A 14,596-nucleotide genomic window follows, 5' to 3' on the forward strand; every position below is an offset into this window, starting at 1 on the left:
CGGAATGGCCTTTCCTGCCGCTCCGGGACATCCGTTCGGGCATGCCCGCGTCGGATCAGGCGCGGGCCACCGTGCCGCGCACAAGACGGGCGGCGGGGTGGTCGATGAAGGTCACTGATTTCATGGAAGATCGAAGGGTAACTTCCCTTCCGCCTTCTTCGGTTTCATCATGACGTCCAGCACCGCATTGTCCGACGCCCCGAATACCGCGAAAAGCGCACTGGCCCTGTCCGTCAGATTGGCGATGTGCGCGGGGCGATCCATATCCACGGCGACATAGGCCGGGATATCCTTGCCCATCGCCGTCAGCGCATCGAAACCCGGATCTCCATTGCGAAAATCCGTGCGACCCTCTGCCTGCATGCCGCCGAAGAAGTGCCAGGGATGGAGCCTCTCCGAAGGAGTCTTCATGCGGATGATTGCAATCTCTGCCGCTTCCGGTCGGTCCACCGGGATCAGTCCTGCGGATCGGGCGGCTTGCGGTGACATGCCGAATAGCCAAACCCGCTGACCCGGCATCAGGGCCTTTACCTTTTTCCGGTCGGTCAACAGCGTGATCGCACGGCGCTGCGCGCTGTCGGCCAATTGCTGCGAAGCGGCTGCGCCCACGACTTCGCTGGCGCGATCAGGATCGACGTAGGGATTGTCGAACAGGCCCAGCATGAATTTGACCCGCATGACATGACGAACGGCCTCATCGAGGCGCGTCTGGCTGAATTGTCCCGTGCGCAGGGCAGCCAGTATCGGTGCGGGATCGTCGAGCCCCCCGATCTGGTCGACACCCGCCATGACGGCTTTGCCGATCCGTTCGGCCTTCGAAAGTCCCTCGACACCCCATGGCATGCCGATTGCCATGGGCGATTGGGGATTGGCCTGGGTCGGTTCGGTGCAAGATGACGGACAATCGTTCACGATGGCCCAGTCGGAAACGACAAGTCCCTTGTATCCCTGATCCTTGCGGAGCATGGTTTCGACCACCTGCTTGCTGAATCCCGCGCCGACCGGTTCTGCAGGTTTCCCGTCGATGGTGACGCCCTTCAGGATGCCGTAAGTGGGCATCACACCGGCGACATGCGCTGCGAAGGCTCCCTTGAACGCCGACACATGGCGCGCCAGTTCGGCATCGTTGAGAATCAGGTCGCTGCCATAGGCATTATGCGCATCGAAGCCATTGGCGCTGGTGCCATAACCCACCCAATGCTTCACGATGGCGGCGACGCCATCCTTTTGCAGACCCGCGGCTCCGCCCTGCAATCCTTCGATCTCGGCACCGACAAGGCGCGAGACGCGAGCGGGATCGGAGCCGAAGGTCGCGGCGATACGCGGCCATCGGGGATCGGTCGTCAAATCGGCCTGCGGGGAAAGGGCCATGTGGATGCCGACCGCACGATATTCGCGGCGCACGATCGTGCCGAATTCGCGAACCAGGTCGGTATCGTCGATCGCGGCCAGCCCTATGGGATCGGGCCACAGGGAGAAGCCGTTGGCCTTGTTCGTCGCTCCCTGCACTTCCTGGAACTGATTGCGGGGATCGGTACTCACAGTCACCGGAATGCCCAGGCGTGTGTTTTCCGCGAGGTGCTGGATGGCGTTGTTCATCTGCGCGAAGACGCGCGGTGGCACCGTCAGGCGGGTGATGAAACTCGTTACGCCCCGATCCCGGATGGCCGTTGCGACCGCCGGCATGTCATAGCCCTGATCGGACGCTCCGAAGGGCGATCCGAGTCCGGGCAGGTTGCCGTGCGCGAGTGCGGCGACTTTCTCCTCGACCGTCATCTGCGACAACAGGTCTTCAACCCGATCGTCCGTGTTTGCGCTCGGATCCTCGTAAGGATCCATCTTCCCGTTATGGTTGAGGTCGCGCCATTTCGGCTGAGCGTGAGCGGTGCCGATCGATCCAGACAGCGCAATCGCGATGACGGAAGCGCAGGCGATGGTTCGCAAAGCCGGAAAACGAAGCATTATTCTCTCTCACTCTTGGCGTGACTTGGCGCACTTGTTAATCACTGCTTAGTTTTTGCGGCTCGCCAGTCAAGTGACCATAGCCAGTGCGCTCTCCCCACAAGAATTGACGAACGAGCCACTTGGCCAGCCGCTAAGGCTTTGCCGGCCTTCAGGTGGCTCTTTCCGGGCTTTCGACCGAGGTGCCGGAATGTGCGTGCGGAGCGCTATCGAGCATTGCGCAGGTCTGGCGAGACTGTGCTGGGTGGGATGGTGCAAAAGCCATCGCCTGCATAAAAGGAGTGTTCTGCATTGAGGCGTTTGATGCTTTGCATCTGAACTGCCGCACGATAGGCGTGAGCTATGATGAACATTCCCTGGGATCAGCCCGCGACGTTGATAGACCTGGACGGCAAGACGCCCGTCATTGGTACCATTCTCGAGTGCGTGACGCACTTTTCGCTTTTCAAGCCCTTTGCCAAGGAACAGGCACGCATCCTGCTGACACGGCCGGTATTCCGGACAGGTCAAAAGACGCGGACATGGATCCTCAACCCAAATGAAATCGAAGCGCTCGTTCAGCGCAGGGCTGCTGAAGATCAGGCTGGCGTGTAGTTCGGTTGGTGCCCGACGGCTCGGGCATCAGCTTTGACGCAAGTCTTGGATACGCATTCTTTGAATGCCGGATAGTCCGAAGAGCTGCTGGCTGGGGCGGCAGGATTCGAACCTGCGAATGCCGGTACCAAAAACCGGTGCCTTACCACTTGGCGACGCCCCAGCAGGGAATGCGCGCTTAGCGGCTAATGTTCGGGCTGAAAAGGGGCCAATCGCATGATTCGGACAATTGGCCCCAACCCATGCGATCAGGCCGAAAGGACCGCGTCGATATCGGTCGCGCTGTGGCGCTCGCGCACGCAGCCTTCGTTAGTGCGGTTGACGATGCGGCCGCGCCGGACGCCCTTGCGGTTGCCCACTTCCTCACCCCAGCGCACCACGTTCTTGTAGCTGGGAATGTCGAGGAAGGTTGCGCCGTCGTCATAGGCATCGCCGCGCAGGAATGCGCCGAACCAGCCGTACGTGGCGATGTCGGCTATCGTGTACTCGTCCCCGGCCAGGTAGCGGTTCTCGGCAAGTCGACGGTCCGCGACATCGAAGATCCGCTTGGTTTCCATGGCATAGCGGTTGATCGGGTACTCGTACTTCTCGGGCGCATAAGCGTAGAAGTGCCCGAAGCCGCCGCCGATCACCGGGGCGGTGGACATCTGCCACATCAGCCATGACATGCACTCGGCGCGCGCGGCCGGTTCGGTGGGAAGGAACTTGCCGAACTTCTCGGCAAGGTGGACGAGGATCGCGCCCGATTCGAAGATGCGGATCGGCTCATCGCCCGAGCAGTCGAGCAGGGCGGGGATCTTCGAATTGGGATTGATCGAGACGAATCCCGATCCGAACTGGTCGCCATCGCCGATCGAGATCAGCCAGGCATCGTACTCCGCTTCGCCGATGCCGGCCGCGAGCAGTTCCTCGAACATGATCGTGACCTTCTGGCCGTTGGGCGTGCCAAGCGAATAGAGCTGGAACGGGTGCTGGCCGCGCGGCAGTTCCTTATCGTGCGTGGGCCCGGAGATCGGGCGATTGGTCTTGGCCCATTGGCCGCCGTTTTCCGCATCCCATGTCCAGACTTTCGGCGGCGTGTAGGTGAGATCGGTCATGCGGGGGGCATCCTGTTTCGGTGTGAGGGGTAGGGGCACAGGCCCGGTAGGTAGGTTCGGCCCTGTCCGGGGACAAGGTCCGGGGCGGCAGGGAGTCGGTTCGGAGCGGACGATTGCTCGCCCCACGAGAAAAGGCCCGGCAGCGCCAAGCGTTGCCGGGCCTTTTTGCGAAATCCCGAAATCGAAAGGCGGCTCGATCAGCCGATCTTGCGGATCCAGCCGTGGGTATCGGCTTCCTGCCCGCGCTGGATGGCGACGAGGCGGCTCTTGAGCTTCTGGGTGAGCTGGCCGGGGCCGCCCGAACCGACGGTGAATTCACCGTCGCGCCCGGAAACCTTGCCGACCGGCGTGACCACGGCGGCGGTGCCGCAGGCGAAGGTCTCGACGAGACGACCCGACTTTGCATCCTCGCGCCACTGGTCGATCGAGTAGCGGCCCTCGGTGACGGTAAGCCCTTCCTCGCGGGCGAGGGTGAGCAGGCTGTCGCGGGTGATGCCGGGCAGGATCGTGCCGGTCAGTTCCGGGGTGAGCAGGGTGCCGTCGTCGAACACGAAGTAGAGGTTCATGCCGCCCAGTTCCTCGATCCACTTGTGCTCGGCGGCATCGAGGAAGACGACCTGGTCATGGCCGCGGGCAATCGCCTCGCCCTGCGGCACGAGGCTGGCGGCGTAGTTGCCGCCGCACTTGGCAGCGCCGGTGCCGCCCGGGGCAGCGCGCGTATAGTCGCTGACCCAGATCGAGACTGCCGGGGCGCCCGACTTGAAGTAGTTGCCCGCCGGGCTGGCGATGACGATGAACTTGTACTGCTTGGCCGGACGCACGCCGAGGAAGGCTTCGGTCGCGATCATGAACGGTCGCAGATAGAGCGAGGCACCCTCGGCCTCCGGGATCCAGTCGCGATCGGCCTGGACCAGCCGCTCGATGGATTCCACGAAGAGCGCTTCGGGCAGTTCGGGCATGGCCAGACGCTCGGCCGAGCGATTGAAGCGCGCGGCGTTGGCCTCGGGGCGGAACAGGGCGATGCTGCCGTCCGCCTGCTTGTAGGCCTTGAGTCCTTCGAAGATTTCCTGCGCGTAGTGGAGAACCGAAGCGGCCGGATCGAGTGCGATCGGCTGGCGCGGACCGATCACGGCATCGTGCCAGCCCTGACCCTCGGTCCATTCGATCACCACCATGTGGTCCGAGAAGTGCGTGCCGAAGCCCGGATTGGCAAGAATCGCAGCCCGCTGATCCGCACCGGTCGGCGAGGGGTGGGGCAGGGAAGTGAAGGTCAGGCCGGCATCGGCGAGCGTCGCCATCGAACTAGGTCCTCATCAATGTAAGTGCGGCGCGCTGTTGAACAAAAATTGCGCACAGTGCAACCGAAAAGAAATTTTGATACTTAGCTCTAACGTATTAGCATGCCGCCGCATCGACGCAAATTGCCGCGCGCACAGGGCCTGCCGTCGGGGCTGAAAGCACGCCATGCCATTGCGCGTTTTGCGTGCAATTCTCCAGCATCATTTTTGCAAGTTCAGGTGCAATGAAAGACGCGTCAGGCCGCACCTGCACAGTAGGGGCGCTTGCCTGCAAACGTGCGAGCGCAGCCTGCGGACAGGCCGGACATGAAAAAGGCCGTGCCCGATTGGCGGGACGGCCCTGTTGGCTTGCTCAATGAGAAGGGCCGCACCGGAAAGCCGGTGCGGCCCTTCGCATGGTCAGCGGCCGGAAGTGCCGCCAGCGAAAGCCTTTATCGCCTAATCAAAATTCAGCGATAATGCCTCGCGACGGAAATTGCCGACCTCTCTGCTGAACCATGAGACATCGGATCACCTCCTTTCGCGCTGTTGAGCCAAAGATCACCGCTTTCGCGGCTGGGACTTCAGGTCATCCTGGGCGCGTTTCCCGGGGCCTTCCGTCTTGAGTATTTTTGTGTCTGATTCCGCATCGCACAACAAGTCTTGCATTCGTTTTTTTTGCGGTCATTATGATGACTTCGGCCAGTTTTCCCCAGCCTGGAGGTCGATTTTGACCCACCGCTCGGGGCACCGCTGAGTGCGGCCTGAAGAGATCCGAAATTCACCGAATTCAGCGTGTTTTGACCCGGTCTCAGGGTCCGAATCGAAGTTTCGGCTGCGGGCGATTCGCGGCTGGAAGGCGCTCGGGGCCGGGCAAGGGCCATACCCTACCGGGGTCTAGTGCAGGGGATCGACAAATCGAATCAGCCGCTTGCGATCGAATCCTTGCCTTTCAGGAACCCGAAAAGGCGGGGCGACCGGTGATCGATTCGTGATTGCGACGCAACGCTGCGCGCAAGGATCCAGTCCGGCATGGCGCGGCTTCGGGATTGCTCGGCCTGACGCTCGGAATGAGGCGATACTTCGGTGAGATCGATTCGCCGGGACCGGGCGGGTTAGCGGCAGTCTTCGATGACGCGCGAAACTTCCGTCCAGCTCGGGATATGGAGCGTTGCCATGCCCGGAACTTCCACCGCGAAGCGACCGCGGCTGAAGGCCATGTCGTCAAGCAACGGGTCGCGGGTCGGGAGGCTTGTCGAAACGCCGCCCTGCACCGGATTGGCGACGAGCGTGCGTTCGCCCTGTGTGGTGCGGATCGCCATGGAGACGGGCCCGGTGGCTGCGCCCGCGCGAATCAGCGACACCCTCTGTTGCTGCCGCTCGCAGCGCAGGATGAACTGGCCGCTGGCAAAGCTGGCGAAGGAACCGGTGGAGCTTGGGGCATATTGCCAGTCTCCGGGCGTGGCGAGGGCATCGCGCCAGTCGCTTGACGGAGGAGGCAGGGGTGCCGGTGTCGGTGCAGGGCTGGGCGAGGGACGCGCAGCCGGCTGCGGAGGGGCGGGCGCCACTTGCGGAATGCAGCCGGCAAGCGCCAGGGCGCCGACCAGAACCGGAAGGAGACGAAGTGAAGCGGGGGTGGAGCGCAGGCGCGGATTTGCCTTCATGGTCCCGGTATGGAATGACAATCGCTTCATCTCAAGTACCCAGGCCCGATGACTGACCCATCTGCGCAACTATCTATCGGAAAAACAAAGCCCGCGCCCAAGGTGCGTGTCGACCAGATGCTGGTCGACCGCGGCCTCGCGGAAAGCCGGACCCGTGCACAGGCTCTCGTGCTGGCCGGGCTCGTCTTTTCCGGGGAAACCAAGATTGCAAAGCCGGGACAGAGCCTGCGTGGCGACGTGCCGCTGGAAGTACGCGGGCGAGATCACCCCTGGGTTTCGCGTGGAGGCATCAAGCTCGCCCACGCCATCGAGCATTTCGGCCTCGATCCGGCCGGCGCCATTGCCATGGACATCGGCAGTTCGACCGGCGGCTTCACCGATGTCCTGCTGACGAACGGGGCGAGCCGGGTCTTCGCGGTCGATTCCGGGACCAACCAGCTCGCGTGGAAACTGCGGCAGGACCCGCGGGTGACGGTTCTGGAGCAGACTTCTGCGCGTATTCTCACGCCTGAGCTTATAGATGCGCCTTGCAACTGGGTGGTCTGCGATGCCAGCTTCATCGGACTTGCCAAGGTTCTTGAAGTGCCCCTGCGCCTCGCTGCCCCCGCTTGCCGGCTCGTCGCCCTGATAAAGCCGCAGTTCGAGGTCGGCCGAAACGAAGTGGGCAAGGGCGGGGTCGTGCGCGATCCGGCCCTGCACGATCGTGTCTGCGCCGAAGTGCGCGAGTGGCTAGAGGGCGAAGGATGGCAAGTAGAAGGTATTGTCGAAAGCCCGATCAAGGGGCCCGAAGGCAATGTGGAGTTTCTCGTTTCGGCACGCAGAGGCGTCTAACGATTGCACCTTTGCTCCAGCCGTTACACAAATTGCCTAATCTTCATGGTCTCTTGGTGATTCGGGGGTGAATGCGGGGATGAACCTGCTTGCTTCGTCAGGTCAGTTGCGTGCCAGTTTTGCGCGATGGGCTTTGGTCTTCGTGCCGGCACTTGTGCTGCTCGGCTTTCTTTCCGGCAAAATGGCCCAGTCCGGGCCGGACAATCCGTGGTTCGCCGCGCTGGTGAAGCCGGAGGTCTATCCGCCACCGGCAGCCTTCGGCATCGTCTGGACCATTCTCTACGTCCTGATGGGCCTTGCGCTGGCGATGGTGGCTGCCGCTCGCGGAGCGCGGGGACGCGGGATCGCCGTTCTCGTCTTCGCCGTGCAATTCGCCTTGAATCTCGCGTGGTCGCCGGTTTTCTTCGGTGCGCACCAGATCACCGGCGGACTGATTGTGATCGCGGTGCTCGATGTGCTGGTCCTGCTTACGGCGGTCCTGTTCTATCGGGTTCGGCCGATCGCGGCGGCGTTGCTGGTGCCGTATCTCGCGTGGATTCTCTTCGCGACCTATCTCAATTACGCGTTCCTCGAAGCCAATCCCAAGCTGGACGGCGTAGACGTTGTGCCCGCGGTTGAGCGTTTCGAGATCTGATCCCCCTTGCGCCGCGTTTCGGCGCGCACCATCATAGGGCCATGCAAAGCGAAAATCCTTTCATCGCCGACTTCGTCAAGATGATGAACAGCGCCGCCGGCACGTTTGCGGGCATGACGCGTGAAGCCCGTGATTCCGCCAAGGAGCGGTTCAAGGAGCTCATGGGCGACATGGACTTCGTCACTCGCGAGGAATTCGACGCCGTCAAGGAAATGGCCGCGACCGCGCGCGAGGAGACCGAGACTCTGAAGAAGCAGGTCGCGGCTCTCGAGGCCAAGCTCTCCGCCAAGGGCTGACCGGTCCATCGGACGCAGATCCGGTGACGGCCTTCATTCTCATATTGTTCTGCATCGTGGCGCTGGCCTTGGGGCTGGCGCTCGGTCGTCGTGCGCACCTGCGTTGGCCGAAAACGATGCCGCGCTGGATGCCGGCGGCCGTCCTCGTGCCCGGTCTCCTGCCGCTTTCCTGGCACTTTCGCAGCATTTCCGACTTCATCGCCCCGGTGACCGGCGTCATCGACCGCAGCGGCGCGGCTGGCGAGCTGGAAGCGCTGGCCCTCGGTCTGCCATTCGCGATTCTTGCCCTGTGGGGCATTGCGATCCTCATCACGCGGCGCTTGCCTGCCTTTGCGGCCTTTTTTCCGGCCCTGGCGACTTTGTTCTATCTTGTCGGAGCAGCGCAGGCAGCGCCTCTCGTGGGAGAAGTCATCGCCGCGCGCGGGGACTGGCACGACCTGCTGATCGCTGCGCAGGTCCCGGCAACACTGGCCGTCTGCGGTTTCCTGTGGGGTGCGCTTGGGCGCGCGCGCGTGTTCGCGTCCTGGGCCTTGCGGCAGAGGTGATCGCCGGCGGCTTGCCCCATCCGGTCAACCGTAGCACAGGGGCGTCATGCAGCTTCGCGCCCCTGCCATAGTCTGTTCCACCAGAGCGCATGGCGAAACGGCCGTGATCGCCCGCCTCCTGACAGAGGATAACGGAATCGTCGCGGTCTATGTCGCGGGGGGAAGGGGACGCCACCTGCGCCCCGTGGTCATTCCGGGCAACGTGGTCGATGCCGAGATCCGCGCTCGTTCGGAGAGCCAGTTGCCCTACGCAAGGCTCGAACTGCTCGAGAGCCGCGGGCCGTGGCTGAGCGAGCCGCTGCCTTCCGCGGCGATTTCCTGGGTCACCGCGCTCACTGCGATCGCCTTGCCCGAGCGGTATCCCTATCCCGCACTCTATCAGGCCTTGTCCGCCTTGCTCGACGCGATCTGCGTCGCGCCTTCGGCGCGGGGCTGGGCCTTGCCACTGCTGTCGTACGAGGTCCTGCTGCTGCGCGAACTTGGCTACGGGGTGCCGGTGGACCGGCCGCAGGACGAGGATTGGGATGCCATCCTTGGTACTTTCGACAGTCTTGGGCGCGAACTTGCACGGTATCCGCTTGCTGATCGGCGCAGAGACGTTATGGCGGCGCGCGACCTGCTGCGTGAGCGGCTGGCACGTATCTGAAGCTGGAAGACGAGTCTGGAGACGCCATGCGCATCGCGGTTTTTGCAGGAGACGGAATCGGTCCCGAGGTCACCGAACAGGCGGTGCGCGTGCTCGAGAAGCTGGACCTGCCGGGCCTCGAACTGGTCGAAGGCGATGTCGGCGGTGCTGCCTACTACAAGCATGGCCACCCGCTGCCGCAGCAGACTCTGGACATCGCCCGTTCGTGCGAAGCGATCCTGTTCGGCGCCGTGGGTGACTTCTCCTGCGACAATCTTGAACGTCACCTGCGCCCGGAGCAGGCCATCCTTGGCCTGCGCAAGGAACTGGGGCTGTTCGCGAACCTGCGCCCGGCGCGCGTGTTCCCGGGTCTCGAGGACCTGACGACGCTGCGCCGCGAAGTCGCGCAGACCATCGACCTGCTGATCGTGCGCGAACTCAACGGCGACGTCTACTTCGGCGAGAAGGGCATCCGTACGCTGGAAGACGGCCGCCGCCAGGGCTGGGACATGATGTCCTATGCCGAGGACGAAGTGCGCCGCATCGCCCATTCCGGTTTCAAGGCCGCGATGACGCGGGGCAAGAGGCTGACTTCGGTCGACAAGGCCAACGTGCTGGAAACCTCGCAGCTTTGGCGCGACGTGGTGATCGAGGTCTCGGCCGAGTATCCCGAAGTCGAACTGAGCCACATGTACGTCGACAATGCGGCGATGCAGCTCGTCAAGAATCCGGGCCAGTTCGACGTCATCGTCACCGGCAACCTGTTCGGCGACATTCTCTCCGATCAGGCCAGCATGTGCGTCGGCTCGATCGGCCTGCTCGCCTCGGCCTCGCTGGCCGAAGGCTCTTTTGGCCTTTATGAGCCGATTCACGGTTCGGCACCGGACATCGCAGGCAAGAACCTTGCCAATCCGATGGCGACGATCCTTTCTGCGGCCATGCTGCTGCGCCACAGCCTCGGCCTCGAAGCCGAAGCGGCGCGCATCGAGGCCGCGGTGGCCAAGGCGCTTGCCGATGGCATCAAGGGCGGCGACCTTGGCGGCAGCGCCGGCACGCGGGAAATCGGTGACGCCGTCGTCGAACGGTTGTAACAGGCGCAGGACTTGCCGAGGGTAGTCCAATAGAAACGTGGGGCGCATGAACATTACTCGTTCCGATCTTGCTCAGGCCGTGGACGTCGCCGCGCAGCCGCTCGAACTGGCGATCGTGCTGCCGACGTTCAACGAACGGGGCAACGTCGCCGGCATGGTCGACCGGCTCGATGCCGCGCTCAAGGGCGTGGTCTGGGAAGCCATCTTCGTTGACGACAACAGCCCGGACGGCACTTCCGACGAGGCGCGTCGGCTGTCGCTGAAGGACCCGCGCGTGCGCTGCATCCAGCGCATCGGGCGTCGCGGCCTGGCGAGCGCGGCGATCGAGGGCATGTGCTCGACCGCTGCCCCCGTGGTGGCGGTGATGGATGCCGATCACCAGCACGATCCGGAACTGCTGCCCCAGATGCTCAAGGCCGTGCAGTCGGGCGAGTACGATCTTGCCTATGCCTCCCGCTTTGCCGAAGGGGCGAGCACCGAGGCCTGGGGCCGTCCCGACCGGGTCAAGGCATCGGGCATTGCCAACAGGATCGCCAACAAGGTGACCGGGGTCGAACTGACAGACCCGATGAGCGGCTATTTCATGCTGCGCACACAAACCCTGCGTGCCGACGCCCACCGGCTGTCGGGCGTGGGCTTCAAGATCCTCCTCGACATCCTTGCAACGGTCGACCGGCCGCTGCGGGTCAAGGAATTCCCTCTCCACTTCGCCGCCCGCGCGGAAGGCGAAAGCAAGCTGGACCAGACCGTCGTGTTCGAATTCCTCATCGGTCTTTATGACAAATGGCTGGGCCGGATCATTCCGACTCGCTTTGCACTGTTCGGCACTGTCGGTGCGATGGGCGTCGTCGTACAGCTCGCCGCGCTGTGGATGATGCTCCACGTCGTGTTCCGCGAGCGTTTCGTCTACGGCAACTGGTCGGAAAGCGCGACCTTCAACGTGGCGAACACCATCGCCGCCGTCGTGGCGATGACGTTCAACTTCGTGCTCAACAACGAACTGACTTATTCGGACAAGCGCCTGCGCGGCTTTGTTCCGCTTATGCGGGGCTGGGCGCAGTTCGGCGTGACCTGTTCGCTTGGCCTGCTCACCAACATCGGCTCTGCGGCCATGCTCAAGACCATGGGCTTTCATGACGTGGTCGCGGTCGTGACCGGCATTATCCTGGGCTCGGTCTGGAACTTCGCACTTTCGTCCAAGTTCGTCTGGGGCAAGTACTGAGCAGAGAGAGGTTCCGGGCGGATCGGCACGAGAGCGCCTGTCCCAACCGGCGCTCAGGCACCAAATCAGTGATCAGAGAAAAAGGGGCTCCGCGCGTATTGGCGCGGGGCCCCTTTTTTATGGCGTGGCGATCAGCGCCAGCCGGGTAGCCACATCCAGAAATTGTAGACGTCCTTGGGCAGCGGCAATCCCGAAAGGATCGGGAAGAACAGCACGAAAAAGCCGAGCGCGAGGACGATGGTCCCGGTGCCGATGCGCTGCCAGCGGCCCTTGCTCGCCCACATCGCATCGAGCGCAAGCGCGAGCACGCCCATGAGGAACGCACCGGGCAGGAGGTAGTGGTAATAGAACTGCACCGGCTTGGCGTTGTAGATCCACACGCCCAGCGTCGCGGCGTAGAGCAGGACGAAGACCAGTACGTCGTGGCGCTTTTGGTAGATCGCGGCGCCGATGCCCCAGAGCAGGGCGAGCAGGCCGACCATCATCGAGAAGGGATTGCCCAGCATGACGATGCCGCGCTGGGTATCCTTGACCGTTTCGAACAGGTACCAGATCACCCGCAGGTCGCCGACCCACTGGTACCATACGCTGCGGTAGGGGTGCGGTTTCTTCACGCTTTCCTGCAGGCGCAGCATGTACTCGTGCTGCTTGAGGAAGCCGAAGGGAGAGACCGGACGGTCGGTGTAGAACATCGCCGGCGCGTAAGTGGCCCAGTAAACCGCGAGCGGGAACAGGCCGAGCCAGAATGCCGCCTCGATGAGCGAGATGCCCTTGACCGGTCCGCCCTTTGGGCGCCCGGCAAAGGTCAGGCCGTTTTCGCGGATCCACAGGACGAGGAAACACAGGCCCGGCAGCATGACGGCCGGGGCACTCGTCCACTTTGCCGCGATCGACAGGCCCAGCGCTAGGCCCGAAAGCAGCAGCCGGAAACGCCCGGCCGCTTTCGAACCGGAACGCAGGGCCGCCGCGAACTGCCACAGGCCGACCATGCAAAGACCTGCCTCGATCATGTCCAGCATGGCGATGCGGCTCTGGACGAACCACATGAAGTTGGTCGCCAGCAGCATCATTGCCGCCAGCGTTGCCGCGCGGCGATGCGAGGCATGCCACATGAGCCGCCCGAAGCCGAACAGGCCCAGCGCGCCGAACAGCGCCGAGGGCAGTCTCCAGCCGATCGGGCGATCGCCCAGGAAGTGGATCGACGTGGCGATCACTTCCTTCGCGAACATCGGGTGTTCGCGGTTCGCCGGGATCAGGTCCAGCAGTTTCAGCGATGCCGGAACGTAGTGGATTTCGTCGAAGTAGTATCGCCCCGGCAGGTGGATGCGCCAGAGCAGCAGGGCAAGGAATCCGAGCGCGATGAACAGGCACCAGCCGAGCGGATCACGGTCTTTGCGGGGAGCGAGCGGCATCGGTTTTGCGGGATAGGGGGGAACGTCCCCTCCTTCAAGGGGACGCCAAACTTGTGCGGTGGACGAACTCGGGTCTCGCCATCGATGCATTCGCTTGCGCTGTGCCCTGAGCGAATCTAGAGGCATGAGCCATGAAACGCACTACCGGACAGGACCGAGCCAAGACCTCTCAATGGCGCCCCGCCACCCGCGCAATTCGCGGTGGAACATGGCGCTCGGAAATGGGTGAGACGAGCGAGGCGCTCTTCCTCACCTCGGGCTACTGCTACGACGATGCCGCGACGGTTGCCGCGCGCTTCGCCGGCGAGCAGGACGGCATGACCTACTCGCGCCTGCAGAACCCGACGGTGGCGATGCTGGAGGAACGCATTGCCCTGCTCGAAGGGGCAGAGGCGTGCCGTACGCAGGCTTCCGGCATGGCGGCGATGACCGCTGCCCTGCTGTGCCAGCTGTCCGCGGGCGACCACATGGTGTCCGCACGTGCCGCCTTCGGTTCGTGCCGCTGGCTGGGCGACAGCCTGCTGCCGCGCTTCGGGATCGACGTGACCGTGATCGACGCGACCGACAATGCGGCATGGGAAGCGGCGATCCGCCCCAACACCAAGGTCTTCTTCTTCGAGACGCCGGCGAACCCGACGATGGACGTCGCCGACCTGGAGTACATCTGCGGCCTTGCCCGTTCGCGCGGGATCACCACGGTGATCGACAATGCCTTCTGCACGCCTGCGCTGCAGCGCCCGCTCGAATGGGGCGCGGATGTCGTTGCCTATTCGGCCACCAAGCTGATGGACGGACAGGGGCGCGTCCTTGCCGGCGCCGTGTGCGGCAGCGAGGAATTCATCAACGAGAAGCTGCTTCCGTTCCAGCGCAACACCGGGCCGAACCTTTCGCCGTTCAACGCGTGGGTCGTGCTCAAGGGCCTCGAGACGCTCGACATGCGCGCCAAGAAGCAGAGCGAGAACGCGCTCAAGGTCGGTCAGTTCGTCGCCGGGCGCGTGCCCAAGATCCTGCATCCCTGGCTGGACGGCCACCCGGGCCAGGCTCTCGCGCACAAGCAGATGGATGCCTGCGGCCCCATCTTCAGCTTCGTGCTCGATGGTGGTCGCGAGCAGGCCCATGCGTTGCTCGATGCCCTCGAACTCATCGACATTTCGAACAACATCGGCGACTCGCGGTCGCTGATGTGCCACCCGGCCTCGACCACCCATCACAACATGGGCCCGGAAGGCAGGGCGGCCATGGGCGTTTCCGAAGGAATGCTGCGTATCAATGTCGGCCTGGAAGACCCGGACGACCTGATCGAGGACCTCGACCAGGCCCTGACCAGGGCGGGGCTCTGATTACGC

The 14,596-nt window shown here is 63.5% G+C and carries 14 protein-coding genes and 1 tRNA gene; 9 read left to right on the forward strand and 6 right to left on the reverse strand.

From position 1 onward, the window contains the following. Positions 1 to 120: 120 nt before the first annotated feature. Positions 121 to 1,962, reverse strand: coding sequence for a glycoside hydrolase family 3 protein (locus B5483_RS02215; protein WP_079729347.1), 1,842 nt, complete (start codon positions 1,960 to 1,962; stop codon positions 121 to 123). A gap of 342 nt (positions 1,963 to 2,304) precedes the next feature. Here B5483_RS02215 and B5483_RS02220 point away from each other — a divergent pair, with 342 nt between their 5' ends. Then, on the forward strand, positions 2,305 to 2,556 hold the full coding sequence (locus B5483_RS02220) for a hypothetical protein (RefSeq protein WP_054947314.1): 252 nt from the start codon (positions 2,305 to 2,307) through the stop codon (positions 2,554 to 2,556). 88 nt (positions 2,557 to 2,644) lie between these two features. On the opposite strand, the gene B5483_RS02225 is transcribed toward B5483_RS02220, so the two are convergent. The 4 genes from B5483_RS02225 to B5483_RS02240 form a co-directional block, all read right to left on the reverse strand. Next, positions 2,645 to 2,719: transfer RNA gene (locus B5483_RS02225), tRNA-Gln, on the reverse strand. Between the two features lie 85 nt (positions 2,720 to 2,804). Next, positions 2,805 to 3,653 (reverse strand): glutathione-dependent disulfide-bond oxidoreductase, encoded by an 849-nt coding sequence (gene yghU / locus B5483_RS02230; RefSeq protein WP_079729348.1) that lies wholly within the window; start codon positions 3,651 to 3,653, stop codon positions 2,805 to 2,807. Between the two features lie 197 nt (positions 3,654 to 3,850). Continuing rightward, positions 3,851 to 4,951 carry a branched-chain amino acid aminotransferase gene (locus B5483_RS02235; protein ID WP_054947316.1) on the reverse strand — a complete coding sequence of 367 codons (1,101 nt, stop codon included), beginning with the start codon at positions 4,949 to 4,951 and terminating at the stop codon, positions 3,851 to 3,853. Positions 4,952 to 6,045: 1,094 nt separating this feature from the next. Then, complete coding sequence (locus B5483_RS02240) at positions 6,046 to 6,594, reverse strand: hypothetical protein (protein WP_079729349.1); 549 nt, start codon at positions 6,592 to 6,594, stop codon at positions 6,046 to 6,048. A 48-nt stretch (positions 6,595 to 6,642) separates the two neighbouring features. Here B5483_RS02240 and B5483_RS02245 point away from each other — a divergent pair, with 48 nt between their 5' ends. The 7 genes from B5483_RS02245 (at position 6,643) to B5483_RS02275 (ending at position 11,838) form a co-directional block, all read left to right on the forward strand. Next, on the forward strand, positions 6,643 to 7,425 hold the full coding sequence (locus B5483_RS02245) for a TlyA family RNA methyltransferase (RefSeq protein WP_079729350.1): 783 nt from the start codon (positions 6,643 to 6,645) through the stop codon (positions 7,423 to 7,425). A gap of 79 nt (positions 7,426 to 7,504) precedes the next feature. Continuing rightward, positions 7,505 to 8,059 (forward strand): TspO/MBR family protein, encoded by a 555-nt coding sequence (locus tag B5483_RS02250; protein ID WP_054945320.1) that lies wholly within the window; start codon positions 7,505 to 7,507, stop codon positions 8,057 to 8,059. A 41-nt stretch (positions 8,060 to 8,100) separates the two neighbouring features. Next, complete coding sequence (locus B5483_RS02255) at positions 8,101 to 8,355, forward strand: accessory factor UbiK family protein (RefSeq protein ID WP_054945291.1); 255 nt, start codon at positions 8,101 to 8,103, stop codon at positions 8,353 to 8,355. A 23-nt stretch (positions 8,356 to 8,378) separates the two neighbouring features. Next, positions 8,379 to 8,900 carry a hypothetical protein gene (locus tag B5483_RS02260; protein ID WP_245828793.1) on the forward strand — a complete coding sequence of 174 codons (522 nt, stop codon included), beginning with the start codon at positions 8,379 to 8,381 and terminating at the stop codon, positions 8,898 to 8,900. Between the two features lie 46 nt (positions 8,901 to 8,946). Further along, positions 8,947 to 9,546 carry a DNA repair protein RecO gene (gene recO / locus B5483_RS02265; RefSeq protein ID WP_079729352.1) on the forward strand — a complete coding sequence of 200 codons (600 nt, stop codon included), beginning with the start codon at positions 8,947 to 8,949 and terminating at the stop codon, positions 9,544 to 9,546. Between the two features lie 26 nt (positions 9,547 to 9,572). Next, complete coding sequence (gene leuB, locus B5483_RS02270; RefSeq protein WP_079729353.1) at positions 9,573 to 10,616, forward strand: 3-isopropylmalate dehydrogenase; 1,044 nt, start codon at positions 9,573 to 9,575, stop codon at positions 10,614 to 10,616. Between the two features lie 46 nt (positions 10,617 to 10,662). Next, entirely contained in the window at positions 10,663 to 11,838 is a 1,176-nt protein-coding gene (locus B5483_RS02275; RefSeq protein WP_054945295.1) for a glycosyltransferase, read from the forward strand. A 131-nt stretch (positions 11,839 to 11,969) separates the two neighbouring features. Here the strand turns inward: B5483_RS02275 and B5483_RS02280 are convergent, their stop codons facing one another. Next, positions 11,970 to 13,250, reverse strand: coding sequence for a phospholipid carrier-dependent glycosyltransferase (locus tag B5483_RS02280; protein WP_054945296.1), 1,281 nt, complete (start codon positions 13,248 to 13,250; stop codon positions 11,970 to 11,972). Between the two features lie 131 nt (positions 13,251 to 13,381). On the opposite strand from B5483_RS02280, the gene B5483_RS02285 reads away from it, so the two are divergent. After that, positions 13,382 to 14,590 (forward strand): trans-sulfuration enzyme family protein, encoded by a 1,209-nt coding sequence (locus tag B5483_RS02285; protein WP_054945297.1) that lies wholly within the window; start codon positions 13,382 to 13,384, stop codon positions 14,588 to 14,590. Positions 14,591 to 14,596 lie beyond the last annotated feature (6 nt).

Origin of the sequence: Novosphingobium mathurense (assembly GCF_900168325.1) — a bacterium.
In the GTDB taxonomy this organism is placed as follows: Bacteria; Pseudomonadota; Alphaproteobacteria; order Sphingomonadales; family Sphingomonadaceae; genus Novosphingobium; species Novosphingobium mathurense.